General features: G+C 62.8%; 15 protein-coding genes. 12 read left to right on the top strand and 3 right to left on the bottom strand.

From position 1 onward, the window contains the following. Nucleotides 1–218: 218 nt before the first annotated feature. The 6 genes from L2I46_RS02945 to L2I46_RS02920 all read left to right on the top strand — a co-directional run bounded on the left by L2I46_RS02945 (nucleotide 219) and on the right by L2I46_RS02920 (nucleotide 7,161). Nucleotides 219–1,886, top strand: coding sequence for an ABC transporter substrate-binding protein (locus L2I46_RS02945; RefSeq protein WP_236947536.1), 1,668 nt, complete (start codon nucleotides 219–221; stop codon nucleotides 1,884–1,886). Between the two features lie 18 nt (nucleotides 1,887–1,904). After that, a complete protein-coding gene (locus L2I46_RS02940) occupies nucleotides 1,905–2,858 on the top strand; it encodes an ABC transporter permease (protein WP_236947535.1) in 954 nt (317 codons plus the stop codon). Between the two features lie 2 nt (nucleotides 2,859–2,860). Further along, nucleotides 2,861–3,754: an ABC transporter permease gene (locus tag L2I46_RS02935; RefSeq protein ID WP_023288741.1), complete on the top strand. Its 894-nt coding sequence runs from the start codon at nucleotides 2,861–2,863 to the stop codon at nucleotides 3,752–3,754. 3 nt (nucleotides 3,755–3,757) lie between these two features. Then, nucleotides 3,758–4,795 (top strand): ABC transporter ATP-binding protein, encoded by a 1,038-nt coding sequence (locus L2I46_RS02930; RefSeq protein ID WP_048334323.1) that lies wholly within the window; start codon nucleotides 3,758–3,760, stop codon nucleotides 4,793–4,795. Next, a complete protein-coding gene (locus L2I46_RS02925; RefSeq protein ID WP_085551169.1) occupies nucleotides 4,785–5,795 on the top strand; it encodes an ABC transporter ATP-binding protein in 1,011 nt (336 codons plus the stop codon). Before L2I46_RS02930 ends, L2I46_RS02925 begins: the two co-directional genes overlap by 11 nt. 97 nt (nucleotides 5,796–5,892) lie before the next feature. Next, the gene (locus L2I46_RS02920) at nucleotides 5,893–7,161 is read left to right on the top strand and encodes a Zn-dependent hydrolase (RefSeq protein ID WP_085551168.1); all 1,269 of its coding nucleotides are present in this window, start codon (nucleotides 5,893–5,895) and stop codon (nucleotides 7,159–7,161) included. A 34-nt stretch (nucleotides 7,162–7,195) separates the two neighbouring features. On the opposite strand, the gene L2I46_RS02915 is transcribed toward L2I46_RS02920, so the two are convergent. Further along, a complete protein-coding gene (locus L2I46_RS02915) occupies nucleotides 7,196–8,104 on the bottom strand; it encodes a DMT family transporter (protein WP_236947574.1) in 909 nt (302 codons plus the stop codon). Between the two features lie 124 nt (nucleotides 8,105–8,228). Between L2I46_RS02915 and L2I46_RS02910 the strand changes: the two genes are divergently transcribed. Further along, nucleotides 8,229–9,563: an aminotransferase-like domain-containing protein gene (locus L2I46_RS02910; RefSeq protein ID WP_107112678.1), complete on the top strand. Its 1,335-nt coding sequence runs from the start codon at nucleotides 8,229–8,231 to the stop codon at nucleotides 9,561–9,563. On the opposite strand, the gene pdxR is transcribed toward L2I46_RS02910, so the two are convergent. Then, nucleotides 9,560–11,023 (bottom strand): MocR-like pyridoxine biosynthesis transcription factor PdxR, encoded by a 1,464-nt coding sequence (gene pdxR, locus L2I46_RS02905; protein WP_023288747.1) that lies wholly within the window; start codon nucleotides 11,021–11,023, stop codon nucleotides 9,560–9,562. The two genes, L2I46_RS02910 and pdxR, sit on opposite strands and share 4 nt — an antisense overlap. A 240-nt stretch (nucleotides 11,024–11,263) precedes the next feature. Between pdxR and L2I46_RS02900 the strand changes: the two genes are divergently transcribed. From L2I46_RS02900 to L2I46_RS02885, 4 genes are read left to right on the top strand one after another with little or no spacing between them, the layout of a single operon-like run. Then, nucleotides 11,264–12,115, top strand: coding sequence for a transporter substrate-binding domain-containing protein (locus tag L2I46_RS02900; protein ID WP_022631237.1), 852 nt, complete (start codon nucleotides 11,264–11,266; stop codon nucleotides 12,113–12,115). A 47-nt stretch (nucleotides 12,116–12,162) separates the two neighbouring features. After that, nucleotides 12,163–12,804: an amino acid ABC transporter permease gene (locus L2I46_RS02895; protein WP_002893187.1), complete on the top strand. Its 642-nt coding sequence runs from the start codon at nucleotides 12,163–12,165 to the stop codon at nucleotides 12,802–12,804. A 14-nt stretch (nucleotides 12,805–12,818) separates the two neighbouring features. Further along, nucleotides 12,819–13,484, top strand: a complete 666-nt coding sequence (locus tag L2I46_RS02890) for an amino acid ABC transporter permease (RefSeq protein ID WP_048296980.1) — start codon at nucleotides 12,819–12,821, stop codon at nucleotides 13,482–13,484. Beyond that, nucleotides 13,477–14,238 carry an amino acid ABC transporter ATP-binding protein gene (locus L2I46_RS02885; protein WP_236947534.1) on the top strand — a complete coding sequence of 254 codons (762 nt, stop codon included), beginning with the start codon at nucleotides 13,477–13,479 and terminating at the stop codon, nucleotides 14,236–14,238. Before L2I46_RS02890 ends, L2I46_RS02885 begins: the two co-directional genes overlap by 8 nt. Before the next feature lie 52 nt (nucleotides 14,239–14,290). Here L2I46_RS02885 and L2I46_RS02880 read toward each other — a convergent pair whose 3' ends face one another. Next, nucleotides 14,291–15,055 (bottom strand): SDR family NAD(P)-dependent oxidoreductase, encoded by a 765-nt coding sequence (locus L2I46_RS02880; RefSeq protein ID WP_023288749.1) that lies wholly within the window; start codon nucleotides 15,053–15,055, stop codon nucleotides 14,291–14,293. Nucleotides 15,056–15,235: 180 nt separating this feature from the next. On the opposite strand from L2I46_RS02880, the gene L2I46_RS02875 reads away from it, so the two are divergent. After that, a complete protein-coding gene (locus L2I46_RS02875; protein ID WP_087827249.1) occupies nucleotides 15,236–16,573 on the top strand; it encodes an aspartate aminotransferase family protein in 1,338 nt (445 codons plus the stop codon). The last annotated feature ends 382 nt before the right edge of the window (nucleotides 16,574–16,955 follow it).

The following is a 16,955-nucleotide window of genomic DNA, read 5'->3' as shown; positions in this document are numbered from 1 at the left end:
ATTTAAATTTTGCGATATAGCGACTGGTGCAATTCTGCAACATATTTCCCGCTGGCGGTGCGGCAGAATAAGGTTGAATTATTTTCCCATAATTATCATGGTGATAATATAAGTCCTTCTTATTTTATCGGTCGGTTTCGGCCTATTTCCGCCCGCACCAGAGCTGGTACGCATTTTGCCTGTTAATCAGTGACACTTTATTTAACAGGGATCATGTGATGCACAAAACGACGTTATTTTCGCGTGCCGGTCGTCTCGCCGTGGCGGTGAGCGGCGCACTGGCCCTGGCGGGCGCCGTCTTACCTGCCAACGCCTCCACGCTGCGGATCGCCATGACCGCCGCGGATATTCCGTTGACCCTCGGCCAGCCGGATCAGGGCTATGAGGGCAACCGCTTTACCGGCATCCCGCTGTACGACGCGCTGGTGGAGTGGGATCTGTCGCAAGGGGAAAAGCCCAGCGGTCTGGTGCCGGGGCTGGCGACCGAGTGGCACATCGATCCGCAGAACACCCGCCGCTGGATTTTCACCCTGCGTCCGGGGGTGAAATTTCATGATGGGAGCGAGGTGAACGCCGACGCCATCGTCTGGAACGTGGATAAGGTGCTCAATAAAGCAGCGCCACAGTACGCCCCGGGTCAGATCGGCAACACCCTGTCGCGGATGCCGACCCTCGCCGGCGCGGAGAAAATTGACGATCACACCGTGGCGCTGACCACCTCGGAACCGGACGCGCTGCTGCCGTACAACATCACCAACCTGTTTATTGTCTCGCCCACGGCGTGGCAGAAGCAGTATGACGCGGTGCCGGCCAGCGCGGGCGATAGCGCCGCGCGCAGCAAACAGGCGTGGACCGCCTTCGCCGCCCATGCGGTGGGCAGCGGCCCGTTCAAACTGGAGAAGCTGGTGCCGCGTCAGCAGCTGATCCTCGCGAAAAACCCCGACTACTGGAATAAAGATCGCATTCCCCGGGTGGATAAGGTGGTGCTGATCCCCTTGCCGGAGGCTAACGCCCGCACCGCGGCGCTGCTGTCGAAGCAGGTGGACTGGATTGAAGCCCCGGCGCCGGACGCCATCGATCAGATCAAGTCTCAGGGTTTTCACCTTTACGCCAACACCCAGCCGCACCTGTGGCCCTGGCAGTTCTCCTTTGAAAAAGGATCCCCGTGGCAGGACATTCGGGTGCGCAAAGCGGCCAACCTGTGTCTGAACCGCGCCGAGCTGAAGAGCTACCTCGGCGGCTATATGACCGAGGCCACCGGGGTCTACGAGGCCGACAGCCCGTGGCATGGCAAACCCACCTTCCAGATCAAATATGACCCGGACGCCGCCCGTCAGCTGATGACCGAGGCCGGATACAGCGCCGGCAAGCCGCTGCACGTCACGGTGGCGACCTCGGCTTCCGGCTCCGGGCAGATGCAGCCCTTGCCGATGAACGAGTATATCCAGCAGAGCCTGAAGAGCTGCTTCTTCAATGTGGATATCAAAGTGGTGGAATGGAACACCCTGTTCACCAACTGGCGTCTGGGCGCCCGGGATCCCTCGGCAAAAGGGATCGACGCGATCAACGTCAGCGCCGCGGTCAACGATCCCTATTTTGGCCTGATCCGCTTCTCCACCGCCAAAGCGTTTCCGCCGGTGGCGACCAACTGGGGCTACTTCTCCACTCCGGAGACGGAAAAACTGGCCGCCGCCGTCAAGCACGCCTTTACCCCGGAAGCGATGAATAAAGCCGCCGGCGAGCTGCACGCCGCGCTGGTGGATCAGGTGCCGTTCCTGTTTGTCGCCCACGACGTCGGGCCGCGCGCGATTTCGCCCGCGGTGACCGGGGTGGTGCAACCGCAGAGCTGGTTTATCGACCTCAGTCTGGTGAGCAAAAAAGAGTAATCGCGAAAGGGGCGACCGATGATCAATACGCTGCTATACCGCATTCTGCTGGCTATCCCCACCATGCTTGGGGTGGCGGTGATCTGTTTCATGCTGGTGCAGATAGCGCCTGGCGACCCGCTGGTGTCGGTAATGCCGCCGGACGCCTCGGAGGCGCTGCGCCAGACGTTGATGCAGGCCTACGGCTTTGATAAGCCGCTGCCCCTGCAGTTTATCCACTGGCTGTGGCGGGCGCTGCACGGCGACCTCGGTATGTCGGTCGCCACCGGCCGCCCGGTTATTGACGAGGTGATGACCGCGGTAAGCTACTCCCTGCGCCTGGCGCTGCTGGCGACGGCGATCGGCTTCGTCCTCGGCAGTCTGTTCGGCTTTGTCGCCGGCTATTTTCGCAACAGCGTCATTGACCGTCTGGCCTCGGTGTTGTCGGTGTTTGGCGTCAGCGTGCCGCACTACTGGCTGGGGATGCTGCTGGTGATCCTCTGCAGCGTCAAGTTCGCGCTGCTGCCGGCCACCGGCGGCGGGCCGATAGGCGAGGTGGGCTGGCAATGGGACTGGGCGCACCTGCAGTTCATGCTGCTGCCGGCCATCACGCTGTCGGTGATCCCGACCGGGATTATCGCCCGCACCGTGCGCTCGCAGGTCGCCGATATCCTCAGCCAGGAGTTCATCATCGGCCTGCGCGCTCGCGGGCTCAACGAGTCGCGCATCTTTGTCCACGTCATGAAAAATGCCGCGCCAACCGCGCTGGCGGTGATGGGGCTGCAGGTGGGCTATCTGATGGGCGGCTCGATCCTCGTGGAGACCGTCTTCTCCTGGCCGGGAACCGGACTGCTGCTCAACACCGCCATTTTTCAGCGCGACCTGCCCCTGCTGCAGGGCACCATCTGGGTGCTGGCGCTGTTTTTCGTATTGCTCAACCTGTTGGTGGATATTCTGCAGACCACCCTCGACCCGCGCATTAAGAGGAGCTGACCATGGTGGATACGGCAACGACGAAAGCGGTCCCGGCCGCGCCGGCCAACGCTTCCCGGCAAGGTTACTGGCGCGGCGTGCTGCGCCGCTTGCTGCGCGATCCGGGCGGGGTATTCGTCGGCGCGATCATTCTCGTTCTGCTGGCCCTGGCGCTGTTCGGGCCGTGGCTTATCGTCAAAGACCCCTATCAAACGTCGATGTTCCTGCGCCTGAAGCCCATCGGCAGCGACGGCTTCCCGCTGGGCTCTGATGAGCTGGGGCGCGACATGCTGTCGCGACTGATCCTCGGCACCCGGCTGTCGCTGTTTATGGGGATTGTCCCGGTGGTGTTCGCCTTTTTTATCGGCGGCGCCATCGGGATCATCGCTGGCTACATGGGCGGCAAAATCAATACCCTGATCATGCGCACCGTGGATGTGTTCTATGCCTTTCCCTCGGTTCTGCTGGCGATTGCGCTGTCGGGGGCGCTGGGGGCGGGCATCGGCAATGCGCTGCTGTCGCTGACCTTGGTGTTTGTCCCGCAGGTGGCGCGGATTGCCGAGAGCGTGACCGCCCAGGTACGGCATATGGACTATATCGATGCCGCCCGGGCCACCGGCGCCAGCGCGTTGACCATTATCCGCGTCCAGGTGCTGGGTAACGTGCTCGGGCCGATCTTCGTCTTCTCCACCGGACTGATTTCGGTGTGCATGATCCTCGCCTCCGGCCTGTCGTTTCTCGGCCTCGGCGTGCGGCCGCCGGAGCCCGAGTGGGGGCTGATGCTCAATACGCTGCGCACGGCAATCTATACCCAGCCGTGGGTGGCCGCCCTGCCGGGCCTGATGATTTTTATCACCTCCATTTCGTTCAATATCCTCGCGGACCGCCTGCGTGCGGCAATGGCGATTAAGGAGTAAGCGATGCAACCCTTTACCAATATCGACCTCGGCGGGCCGGCGCAGCCGCTGCTGAAGGTCAATCACCTGCTGAAGTACTTCCGCGGCGGCAAAGGCCGGGAGGTGGTCCAGGCGGTGGACGATATCAGCTTCACGGTGATGAAAGGCGAAACCCTGGGGGTGGTCGGCGAGTCGGGCTGCGGCAAATCGACCACCGCCCGGCTGCTGATGCAGCTGCTCACCCAGGACAGCGGCGAACTGATCTTCGACGGGCTGGGGGTCGGCTCGTCGCGCCTGCCGCTGAAAGCTTACCGTCGCCAGGTGCAGATGGTTTTCCAGGACAGCTATGCCTCGCTCAATCCGCGCCTGACCATGGAGGAGAGCATCGCCTTCGGCCAGCGGGTCCACGGCGTCAGCGCCAGAGAGGCCAGCGAATACGCCCGCTATCTGCTGGCGCACGTTGGCCTTGAGCCGGCGCGCTTTGCCGACCGCTATCCCCATGCGCTCTCCGGCGGCCAGCGGCAGCGGGTGAATATCGCCCGCGCGCTGGCGATGAAGCCGCGGCTGGTCATTCTTGATGAAGCGGTGTCGGCGCTGGATAAATCGGTGGAAGCTCAGGTGCTGCAGCTGCTGCAGGAGCTGAAGCGGACCCTCGAGCTGACCTATGTGTTTATCAGCCACGATCTGCACGTGGTGCGCTGGCTGTCGGATCGGATCCTCGTCATGTACCTTGGCGAAGTGGTGGAGATTGGCCCGGCGGAGCAGCTGTTTACCGCCTCCGCCCATCCCTATACCCGGGCGCTGTTAAGCTCCATGCCCTCCATGGATCCGCAAAACCGCACCCTGACCTCGCCGCTGAGCGGCGATCCCCCCAGCCCCATCGCGCCGCCGAGCGGCTGCCGCTTTCACACCCGCTGCCCGCACGCGAAGGCGGTCTGCGCCGAGGTGAAACCGCGGCTGGAGGCGGTCGGGGAGGGGCACCAGAGCGCCTGCCTGATGGCGCAGCCGGCCTCGCCCTGGCATCAGAGCATCCCTCTTAAGGAGGTCAGCCATGTCGCATAACGCCTTTGTCCATGTGCGCGACCTGCGGGTCGTCTTTCGCCGCGACGGACAGACCATCAACGCGGTCAACGGGGTCTCCTTTGACGTACAAAAGGGGGAGGTGATGGCGTTGATTGGCGAGTCGGGTTCCGGCAAGAGCGTGACCCTGCGGGCGCTGATGCGCCTGCACCCGCCGGGGAGCAGTGAGCTCTCCGGCACCCTGCGGGTGGGGGACGACGCGGTGCTGACGATGAACGCCAGCCAGCTGCGGCGCTATCGCGGTGGGCGCTGCGCGATGATTTTTCAGGAGCCGCTGCTGGCCTTCGATCCGGTCTACACCGTCGGGCAGCAGATTATAGAAGGGCTGCGCCGCCACGAAGGGCTGTCGCGCCAGGCGGCCCGGGACAGAGCGCTGGAGGCCCTGCGTCAGGTGCGCATTCCCAGCCCCGAACGGCGGCTGGAGGCTTACCCGCACGAGATGTCCGGCGGGATGCGCCAGCGGGCGATGATCGCCCTTGCGCTCTCCTGTAACCCGCAGCTGCTGCTGGCGGATGAGCCGACCACCGCCCTCGACGCCACGGTGCAAATCCAGATCCTGATCCTGCTGCGCGAGCAGCAAAAGCAGCGCGGGCTGTCGATCGTGTTTGTGACCCACGATATCGGCGCCGCGGTGGAGATTGCCGACCGGGTGGCGGTGATGTACGCCGGGCGGATCGTCGAGGAGGCCGCCATGAGCGAGATCCTGCGCCACCCGCGCCATCCTTATACCCGGGTGCTGCTGGGCAGCCGGCCGAAAGAGGGGCTCAAGAAAGGCGATGCCCTGCACTGCATTCCCGGCGCGCCGCCGGATCTGGCGCGCTTGCCCCCCGGCTGCGCCTTTGCCGAGCGCTGCCCGCACCGTCGCCCGGTCTGCGAGCAGAGCCTGCCGCCGACGGAGGCCGCAGCGGAGCGCCACACAGTGAGTTGCCACCGCTGGCGCGAGCTGGCGATTGACGACCACGCGCAGGCCCTGGCCGTCTGACCGGCGGCAACACACTCTACAGATGAAGGCCAGGCGCTGATGCCTTATTTTCCACCGCCGGTTGCGCTGGCGGCGACCTTGATGTCAGGAGACCACCATGAGCAGTGATGTACTTTTTACCTCCGCCACCGACACCACCCGCTGGCGCATCAATGGCGACCGCCTGTGGGCGTCGTTAATGGACCTTGCTCAGATCGGCGCCACGCCGAAGGGCGGCTGCCGCCGTCTGACCCTCACCGACCTCGACCGCCAGGGGCGGGACCGGGTGATTAGCTGGGCGCGGGAGGCCGGGCTGAGCGTCACCATCGATAAAATCGGCAATGTGTTTATGCGCCGGGAAGGGCGCAACCCCAGCCTGCCGCCCATCGTCTCCGGCAGCCATATCGACACCCAGCCCTCCGGCGGCAAATTTGACGGCAACTACGGCGTGCTGGCGGCGCTGGAGGTGGTGCGCACGCTCAACGATCGGCAGATTGCCACCGAGGCGCCGATTGAGGTGGTGTTCTGGACCAACGAAGAGGGGTCGCGCTTTGTGCCGGTGATGATGGGCTCCGGGGTCTTTGCCGGGGTCTTCCCGCTGGAGAAGACCTGGGCCGTCACGGATAAAGAGGGCGTCAGCGTCGGCGAGGCGCTGGCGCAGATCGGCTATATCGGCGAGCAGACCCCGGGAGAACATCCCATCGGCGCCTATTTTGAGGCGCACATTGAGCAGGGACCGATCCTAGAAGATGAAGCGAAAACCATCGGTATCGTGCAGGGCGTGCTGGGGATCCGCTGGTACGACTGCGTGGTCACCGGCCAGGCGTCGCACGCCGGACCCACGCCGATGCGCCTGCGTCAGGATGCCCTGCAGGTGGCGACCCGCATTATGCAGGAGGTGGTCGCCATTGCCGGGCGCAGCGAAGAGGGACGCGGCACCGTCGGCAGCGTGCAGGTGTGGCCCAACAGCCGCAACGTGGTGCCCGGGGAGGTCACCTTCTCCATTGATATGCGCAATCTCAGCGATGCGCTGGTGGATGAAATGGATCGCCAGCTGCGGGCGTTTATCACGGAGGTTGAGCGGGAGAGCGGTCTGCAGGTGGCCCTGAAGCAGGTGAGCCATTATCCGGCGGCGCCGTTCGATGGCGAATGCCAGCAGGCCATTGCCGATGCCGCGCAGCGGCTGGGCTATCCGGCGCGGCCGATTGTCTCCGGCGCCGGGCATGACGCCGTGTATATGAGCTACCTGGCGCCGACCGGGATGATTTTTATTCCCTGCAAGGACGGGATCAGCCATAACGAAATGGAGTATGCCTCGCCGGAGCACGTCGCCGCCGGGGCCAACGTGCTGCTGCAGGTGATGCTCCAGTACGCCCGGCCGGTGTAGGCGCTCATCCTCCCCGGCGGGGCGACGCGTCAGGTCAGGCGCGGCTCCCGCTCCCTGCGCCAACCCGCTGGCGGCCAAATTTGCGCGAGCCCACCACGCACAGCACCACCCCGAGGGTGACCGCCAGCATCAAGGGGCTAACGGTTTCGTGCAACAGCGCCGCCGACAGGCCAAGCCCAAAGAACGGCTGCAATAGCTGGAGCTGGCCGACGGCGGCGATCCCGCCCGCGGCCAGCCCTTTGTACCAGAAGATAAAACCAATCAGCATGCTGAAGAGCGACACATAGCCCAGCGCGGCCCAGGAGGAGGTCGATATGGCGCGCCAGGAGGCGGGCTGAACTATCAGCGAGGCGGGGAGCATCAACGGCAGGGCAATGAGCAGCGCCCAGCAAATCACCTGCCAGCCGCCGAGCTCCCGGGTCAGCTTTGCCCCTTCCGCATAGCCGAGGCCGCAGGCGATCACCGCCGCCAGCATCAGCAGATCGCCGCTGAGCGACGCCGCCGCACTTTGCGTCAGGGCGAATCCCATCACCAGCAGGCTGCCCAGCAGCGAAAAGATCCAGAAAGCCCGCCGCGGACGTTCGCCGCCGCGCAGTACGCCGAAGAGGGCGGTCATCAGCGGCAGCAGGCCAATGAACACAATCGAATGCGCTGAAGTGATGCGCTGCAGGGCCAGCGCCGTGAGCAGGGGAAAGCCGATCACCACCCCGGATGAGACGATGATCAGGGGCACAAGCTGCGCCAGGCGCGGGCGTTTCTGACGAAAGCCGACCAGCAGCGCGACGGCAAGCAGCCCGGCGATGGAGGCGCGCAGAAAGGTCAATAACAACGGATCCATATCCTGCACCGCCAGCCGCGTCGCGGGCAGCGAACCGCTGAAAATGATCACCCCCAGTAAACCATGAATCCATCCGGACCAGGGGCCGGGCGCCGATTTATCCAGTGTTGAATCTACCACGTTAACCTCGCGTTATCTGATTGGGCTGCGCCCGCTTGAGCATCGTCAGCGGCGATGGTAATGTGGCCAATCTGATACAATCAAATTATTGTCATAGATACATTTCACGATGAAAGCCCGATACAAAGCCGTTGTCGACCGATACGCGCAGGCGATTCGCAGCGGGCAGCTGCCCGCCGGCACCCGTCTGCCGACGCATCGTACCCTGGCCGCCGAGGAACACCTCTCGCTGGCCACCGCCACGCGCGTCTACCGTGAACTGGAGGAGATGGGGCTGGTCAGTGGCGAAACCGGGCGCGGCACCTTCGTGCGGGACCTCTCGCTGCCGCCGGGGCATGGGGTCGACCAGCAGGTGGTGGCCGCCGACGTCGTGGATCTTAACTTCAACTACCCTTCGCTGCCGGCGCAGGGCGATGCGCTGCGCGAGGCGCTCAGGCAGCTGGCGATGGCGGGCGATATTGACTCGCATCTGCGCTATCAGCCTCACGCCGGGCGGCTCGCCGAGCGGGAAATCATCGCCCGCCATTTGACCTGCCGGCACTTTGCGCCGGACGCGGAAAATGTCCTGATCGTCAACGGCGCGCAGCACGGGCTGGCGGTGACCGTTATGGGGCTGTTACGTCCGGGGGATGTGGTGGCGGTTGATGCGCTGACCTATTCGGGCTTCAAGGTGCTGGCGGCGCTCTATCATCTGGAGCTGGCGGCGATCCCCTGTCGGGCCGAAGGGCCGGACCTGCAGGCGCTTCACACGCTGTGCCAGCAGCGGCGGGTGCGGGCGGTGTATACCATGCCGACGCTGCACAATCCGCTGGGCTGGGTGCTCAACGCCGGGCAGCGGCAGGCGCTGGCCGACCTCGCGCGCCAGCACGATCTGCTGATTATCGAAGATGCCGCCTACGCCCGGCTGGTGAGCCGTCCGCCGCCGCCGGTGGTCAGCTATGCGCCGGAAAGAACGGTGTATGTCACCGGATTTTCGAAAAATATCGCCACCGGACTGCGCGTGGGGGTGGTGATTTCTCCGCCGCGCTATCGGCCGGAGATTGAGCGCGCCATCCGGGCCACGACGTGGAATACGCCGACGCTGATAAGCTCGCTGATCTGCGCCTGGATTGAAGATGGCACGGTGGCCCGCTTTGAAACGCAGAAACGACAAGATGCGCGACAGCGGCAGCAGGTGGCCCGCGAGGTGCTCTGCGGCCTTCCCGTCGTGAGTCATCCCGATTCGTACTTCGTCTGGCTGCCGCTGGGCGAAGAGAGCCGGGCCGACCGGCTGGCGAATGCGCTGATGGAACGCCGTATTTCGGTGTCGACCGCCGAGCCGTTCTGCGTCTCCGCCACGATCCCACAGGCGCTGCGCATCGCGCTCGGTTCGGTGCCTTTCGACAGCCTGCGCCCGGCGCTGCTCAACGTGCGCGATGCCGTCGAGTATGAGCAATCCCGCTAACCCATCTGCTCCAGCTGGCCGCGCAGGACTTCTACCCCCCGGGCGATGGCGTCGGGGTTAATAGCGTGGAATCCCATGCGAAAGTAGTTATCCGGCGGCGCGGCGTTGAGAAAATGGCGCGCCCCGGGCTCAATCAGCACGCCGGCGTGGGCGGCGCGCCAGGTAAGCTGCTGGGTGTTGATCTGCGCCGGGGTCTGCAGCCAGAAGGCGTTAGCGTGTTCGCTCCCCGCCAGCGCGCGGCACGACGGCAGGTAGCGCTGCAGGGCGGCGTGCAGGCGCTCCCAGCGCTGGGCGGAGTCGTAGTGGTAGCGCCGCAGATGGGTTTCATAATGGCCCTGGGCGAGGAAGTGGGCCATCTGGTACTGAATGTTGGTCGGCGGATGGCGATAGACCAGCCGGCGCAGGGCGCGCGCCTCGTCGATCAGGTCCGGGTCGGCGACCATAAACCCCAGCCGCAGCCCCGGCGACAGCGCCTTTGACAGGCTGCTGACATACACCACCCGGCCGCTGCGATCGCTGGCCTTCAGCGCCGGCAGCGGGTTTTGGGTAAAGTTACTCTCCGAGTCATAATCATCTTCAATGATCACCGCGTCATGGCGGGCGGCATGCTCCAGCAGCTGGCGGCGGCGCGCGCTGCTCATCGCCACACCGGTGGGCACCTGGTGGCCGGGGGTGACATAGTAGTAATCGCAGGGACGCTCATTAAGCACGATCCCCTCTTCATCCACCGGGTGCGGCGCTACCTCGGCGTCGGCGAGCAGAAAGGTGTTGATGGCTTCGCGAAAGCAGGGGTTTTCGACGCCAATGCGGGTGGTGGAAGAGAGCAGCAGCCGTGTCAGCAGGTAGAGGGCGTTTTGTGAGCCCAGGGTGATGAGAATTTCGTCCGGGGCGGCGACAATGCCGCGCTTGGGCAGCACCCGGGTGCGGATCTGCTCGATGAGCATCGGCACATCCTGGTCAATATGGTCGACCACCCACGCCGGATCGCGCACCCCGCCGTGCAGCCAGTTGGCCGCCGAGCGCCAGGTGGCCAGCGGGAACTGTCGGGTATCGGGCTGGCCGTAGATAAACGGGTAGCGGTAGTGCATCCAGCCCGCCGGTTTGAGGATCGACTCCTGCTGGCTGGGGGTCATCTGCAGCCGGTCGCCCCAGCGTGGTGCAGCCGCTTCGCGCTGCGGTGCACTCTCGACCGCGGGAGGCGAAGCGTCGTGATAGTCGGGATGCAGGTAGTAACCGCTTCGCGGGCGGCTTATCAGATAGCCCTCGTTGACCAGGCTTTCGAACACCAGGGCGGTGGTATTGCGCGAGACGCGCAGCTGGCTGGCCAGCTGGCGGCAGGAGGGCAGCGGGGTGTCGGCGGCGAAGATCCCGCTGAGAATGGCATTCACCAGCGTCTCTCGCACCTGCTCCTGCAAACCGCGGCCAGGCTCAAAATCAACGTGTAACAGGTGACGGATCATACGGGGCTCCTCTGGCAATAACGCATCGCGACCACCCCATAAGCTCAGCAAATTCCATACCACCCTTCCGCCATCTGACACAGCGATGCGGCCCATCTGGCTCTATACGGAATTGCAAAACGCTCCCACATTAAAAACGCATTCAGCCGCCGCGGACCGGAACCTCCCGGCCTCTATTTTGCATAAACCTTTTCGCGTTCTGGAATGAACCCGTCTGGCCAATCCATCAGGGGTGAAATAATGAAAAAATCATTGGCATCAATGTGTCTGAGCGCTGTATTAACGGTTGCTTTTTCTTATCACGCCGTCGCGGCCGATCTGCCGGAAATAGAAAAATCCGGCACCCTGAAAGTGGCGACGGAAGATGATTATGCGCCATTTAACTTTATGAATAATGGTCAGGCCGATGGCTTTAACAAAGATATGCTTGAGGAGTTACGTAAATACGCCAAATTTCATGTCGACCAGAGCATATTACCGTGGACCGGATTATTAGCGGCCGTCTCCACTGGACAATACGATATGGCCTTAACCGGGGCGGTTATTACCGATGAGCGGCTGAAGGTCTTTGATTTCACCCCGCCGTGGGCCTCCGCGCAGCACTATTTCGTCAAACGCGCTGGCGATACCTCGCTAAACACCATTGCCGATCTCAGCGGCAAAAAAGTGGGCGTGCAGGCGGGCAGCGCGCTGCTGGCGCGTTTGCCGGAGCTGAAGGCGATGCTGGAGAAGACCGGCGGCAAGCTGGGGCCGGTGGTGGAGTACCCCTCCTATCCGGAAGCCTACGCCGACCTGGCGAATAAGCGGCTGGATTACGTGATTAACGTGGTGATCTCGGTGAACGACCTGGCGAAAGCCAAACCGAAGGTCTTCGCCAAAGGGCTGGCCGTCTCCGGACCGGGCTATATGGCGTGGCCGATCCCGAAAAACTCGCCGCAGCTGCTGGCCTATATGACCAAGTTTATGAACCACATGAAGGAGACCGGCAAGCTCGCCGAGCTGCAGAAAAAGTGGTTTGGCGAAACCTATGACAACCTGCCCACCGAGGCGATCACCAGCCCGGAACAGTTTCATAAGCTTGCCGGTCTGTAATGTTTCGCGGCGGGCGACCGCCGCCTGTTGCTGAGAAGGAGGGCCTCATGGATGCAATTTCCTGGCAGTTATTAATCGAAGGCGCATGGACGACCCTCTGGATTTCGGCCATCGCTATCGCCTTCGGGGTGGTGGCGGGGCTGCTGATCGCCCTGGTGCGGATGCTGCGCCTGCCGGTTATCGACCAGCTGCTGGTGGTCTATATCAGCCTGGCCCGCGCGACGCCGCTGGTGACGCTGGTGCTGTTTCTGTTCCTTTCCCTGCCCACGATGGGCATTAACCTCGACAAGAACGTGGCCGCCATCGTGGCGCTGACGCTTAACACCTCGGCGTTTAACGCTGAGATCTGGCGCAACGCCTTCCGCACCTTTCCGCGCGAACAGCGGGAGGCGGCGGAATCGGTGGGAATGCGCCGCTGGACCTACTTCCGCTACATCATGCTGCCGCAGATGTGGATCGAGAGCCTGCCGGCGCTGGTCAATGAGATGTCGTTTTTGATCAAAGGTAGCCCGGCCATCGCCGTGATCGGCGTGGTGGATCTCACCCGGGTGACCAACCGTATCTCCTCGGTCACCTACGAGCCGCTGTCGCCGATCCTCGCCGCCGGCCTGCTGTATGTGGCGATCATCGGCTGTTTATTGAAGCTGCAGGGGATCGCGGAACGGAAAGCCAGGCGCCTGGCGCGCTAGCAACGGGAGGTATTATGAATCAGTGGGGCGTTATCTGGTCGGTACGCGATAGCTTTATTGCCGGGTTATTCGCGACCCTCGAACTGTTTATTACCGCCGCCCTCGCGGCCCTTATTATCGGTATTGCGCTGTGTTATTTTAGCGAATATCAAAAGAAAGTCCTTAACCGGGTTATCATTGGTTTCGTCAGCCTGATGCGCGCGATCCCTTTTTTGATCCTCGCCTATCTGCTGTATTACGGACTGCCGCAGCTCGGTATTAGCATGGAGCCGTGGACCGCCGGTTTACTGGCCCTGATTATTTATCATGGCGCCTATTTCTTTGAAATATTGCGCAGCCAGCGGCGGGTATTTTCCGGCGGGTATATTGAAGCCGCCATTGCTCAGGGCTTTTCTCGCTATGCCATTTTTCGGCGGATTATTTTACCCAATATCGTCTCTTCCGCCTTACCGCTGATCGGCAATCAGCTGATTATCTGCCTGAAGGACACCGCTTTCCTGAGCATTATTACCGTTCAGGAGATCACCGCCGCCGCCAACAGCGTCCAGGCGACCTATTTTATTCCGTTTAACGCCTTTATCGTCGCCATTGGGCTTTACTGGGCGATCAGCATTCTGCTGGAGCTGCTGATTAAGCGCCTGACCGCCTGGGGAGCCAAAAGAGGAATGAGCCATGCCTGAGTCTATTGCCGTAAGCGTCAAAAACGTCTCCAAGCAGTTCGATAATGTGGAAGTCCTGCGGGATATTAACCTGACGGTGGAGAAGGGGACCGTGGTGAGTATTCTCGGCTCGTCCGGGTCGGGAAAATCCACCCTGCTGCGCTGTATGAACTGGCTGGAACAGCCGGACCGCGGCGAAATTCATATCGGCGGTCAGCGGCTGGGGATTGATGAACAGCGCGGCCGGGCAATGTCGCACCGCCAGCTGGCGAAAATTCGCGAGCGGGTGGGGATGGTGTTTCAGAGTTTTAACCTGTGGCCGCACCTGACCGTGCAGCAGAACGTCAGCGAGGCGCTGCTGCGCGTTAAGGGCATGAAACGAGACGAGGCGCAGGCCATGGCCATGCAGCAGCTGAAGAAAGTCGGCATGGCGCACAAAGCCGATGTCTACCCGATCACTCTCTCCGGCGGGCAGAAGCAGCGGGTGGCGATCGCCCGTTCGCTGGCGATGTCGCCGGAAGTTATCCTCTTTGACGAACCGACCTCGGCGCTGGATCCGGAGCTGGTGAACGAGGTGTTAGGGGTGATGAAAGCCCTTGCCGCCGAGGGCTACACCATGGTGGTGGTGACCCACGAGATGGATTTTGCCCGCCAGGTGTCCAATGAGGTGGTGTTTCTGGAGAAGGGGCTGCTGATTGAGAAGGCGCCGCCGGAGAAGTTTTTCACGCAACCTGACTCCGAACGCGTCAGGCAGTTTCTGCAAAGCAGCCGCTAGACCGGGCAGTGCCCCTGCCGGTAGCGCCGGCAGGGGGAGCGTCGGGTTTCGCTTAATCCCGGTCGATGGCGAACGGCTGCCACGCCTGACGCACCGGCATCACCTCCACCCGGTTAATGTTCATATGCGCCGGCAGCGTGGCGATATAAAACATCTGCTCGGCGATATCGCGCGCGCTCAGCGGCGTGGTGCCGCGATAGAGCTTATCCGATGCCGCCTGGTCGCCCTTAGTGCGCACCAGGGTAAATTCGGTCTCGGCAATCCCCGGCGCCAGATCGGTGACCCGCACGCCGGTGCCAAGCAGATCGCAGCGCAGATTATAGCTGAACTGTTTTACAAAGGCCTTGCTGGCGCCATAGACATGGCTGCCGGGATAGGGCCACTGCCCGGCGATCGAGCCGATATTGATAATGCTCGCCCCGGCGCCATGGCGAATCAGCGTCGGCAGCAGGGCGTGGGTCATCGTCACCAGACCGGTGACGTTGGTGTCGATCATCGTTTTCCAGTCCTCCAGCGCCACCTCCTGCGCCGGCAGCGGCGACAGCGCCAGCCCGGCGTTGTTGATCAGGGTGGTGATATCGGCGAAATCGGCGGGCAGCGACGCCACCGCCGCAGCCACCGCCTCGCTGTCGCGAACGTCAAGCTCAATAATATGCACCGGCACCTGGGCGGCAAGTCTGTCCTGCAAGGCCTTCAGTCGCGGATAGCGGCGCCCGCTCAACACCAGCGACCAGCCCGCATCGGCAAACACCTGCGCTGCCGCTTCGCCAAAACCCGAGGTCGCCCCGGTGATAAACACTACGTTGCTCGTTGCCATCTCATTCTCCTGTGCGGTTGTCCCTTCACTATAAAAACGCCGGACGGCAAGGCACAGGGCCAGACGACGGGCGGGGATGTGACACCGTGTCACATCGTTTTGCGCACACTGGCTCTATCCGATTTGCGCGGCCGCGGCCAATGATGAAGTCAACCACTACGACATGAGAGAGGGCAGGGTATGAAGCTGGCAATTCACAACGAGGTCGCGGTAAGCAATGACGAAGTTCGGCAATTGGATCGCGCCTATGTGTTTCATTCATGGTCGATGCAGGGCAATCTCAACCCGCTGGTCATCGCCGGGGCGCAAGGCTGCGAGCTATGGGATTATGAGGGGAACACCTGGCTCGACTTCAGCAGCCAGCTGGTGAACGTCAACATTGGTTATCAACATCCCCGGGTGCTGGCGGCCATGAAGGCGCAGCTGGAGACCCTGGTCACCATCGCGCCCGCTACCGCCAACCTTGCCCGCGGCGAAGCGGCGAAGCGCATCGTCGACCTGGCGCCGGCGGGCTTCAGCAAGGTATTTTTCACCAACGCCGGGGCGGATGCCAATGAGAACGCGATTCGCATGGCGCGGCTGTATACCGGACGCGACAAGGTGCTGTCGGCCTATCGCTCCTACCATGGCAACACCGGCAGCGCGATCGCCGCCACCGGCGACTGGCGCCGGGTGCCGAATGAGTTTTCCCGCGGCCATGTGCATTTCTTCAATCCTTACCTTTACCGCAGCGAGTTCAACGCCGCGACCGAGGAGGAGGAGTGCCAGCGCGCGCTGACCCATCTGCGGCGGATCATTGAATGCGAGGGGCCGACGGCTATCGCGGCGATCCTGCTGGAGTCCATCCCCGGCACCGCCGGGATCCTCGTGCCGCCGGCAGGCTATATGCAGGGCGTGCGCGCGCTGGCCGACGAGTTTGGCATCGTGCTGATCCTCGATGAGGTGATGGCCGGCTTTGGTCGTACCGGCAGCTGGTTCGCCTTTGAACAGGATGGCGTGGTGCCGGATCTGGTGACCTTTGCCAAGGGGGTTAACGCCGGCTACGTGCCGGCGGGCGGGGTGCTGATTAGCGAGCCGATTGCCCGCTATTTTGACGATCACTTCTTTGCCGGGGGGCTGACCTACTCCGGCCATCCACTGGCGATGGCGGCGATTGTCGCCACCATCGACGCGATGAAAGAGGAGAAGGTGGTTGAGAACGCGGCCTATATCGGCAACGAGGTGCTGCGCCCCGGTCTCGAGGCGCTGGCGGAGAAGCACGCCATTATCGGCGAGGTGCGCGGTCGCGGCCTGTTCCAGGCGCTGGAGCTGGTGAGCAGCCGTGAACAAAAAACGCCGTTGACCGCCGCCGACATGGCCGCGATCAAAGGGGCCCTGACCGAAGCCGGGCTGCTGGCCTTTGTGGTGGAGAACCGCATTCATGTGGTACCGCCGTGCACCATTACTGCTGAGCAGGTGGCGCAGGGGCTGGGGATTTTTGATGCGGTCTTCGCCCGCTTTGCCAGCCTGGCGAAGTAGGGGAGGGTAGCGGAAGCGACCGCCGGACGGTTCCCTTTCCCTCCGGGAGAGGGCCAGGGGGAGGGGAAGGACCGCACGGCGGTGCTTTATGTTATTTGTGGCTTCAGCGTAGTTTGCGCTCCCGGCTAATCGTCTGCGTTATGTCAATTCCGGGCAGATTGCGCTCCCGGTTAATTTTCTGCGTTATGTCAATCATGGCGCAGGGAGCGCACAGGGGGCGGCCAGTCGCCGCCGCCCCCTGTACCCCCGGCCTGCCGGGAACGTCTCAGCGATTTTGAGGCCGCCAGCACCGGCAGTTTCAGCAACAATGGTGAATAAATTAACGACAGGTCGTAAGAACGTAGGCTGGGTAAGGCGCAGCCGCCACCCGGCGAAATCAAGG

The organism is Klebsiella sp. 2019SCSN059 (assembly GCF_021739525.1).
Lineage (GTDB): Bacteria > Pseudomonadota > Gammaproteobacteria > Enterobacterales > Enterobacteriaceae > Klebsiella > Klebsiella quasipneumoniae.
Note: the sequence above shows the minus strand (reverse complement) of the source record. Positions and strands in the feature narration are given on the sequence as shown.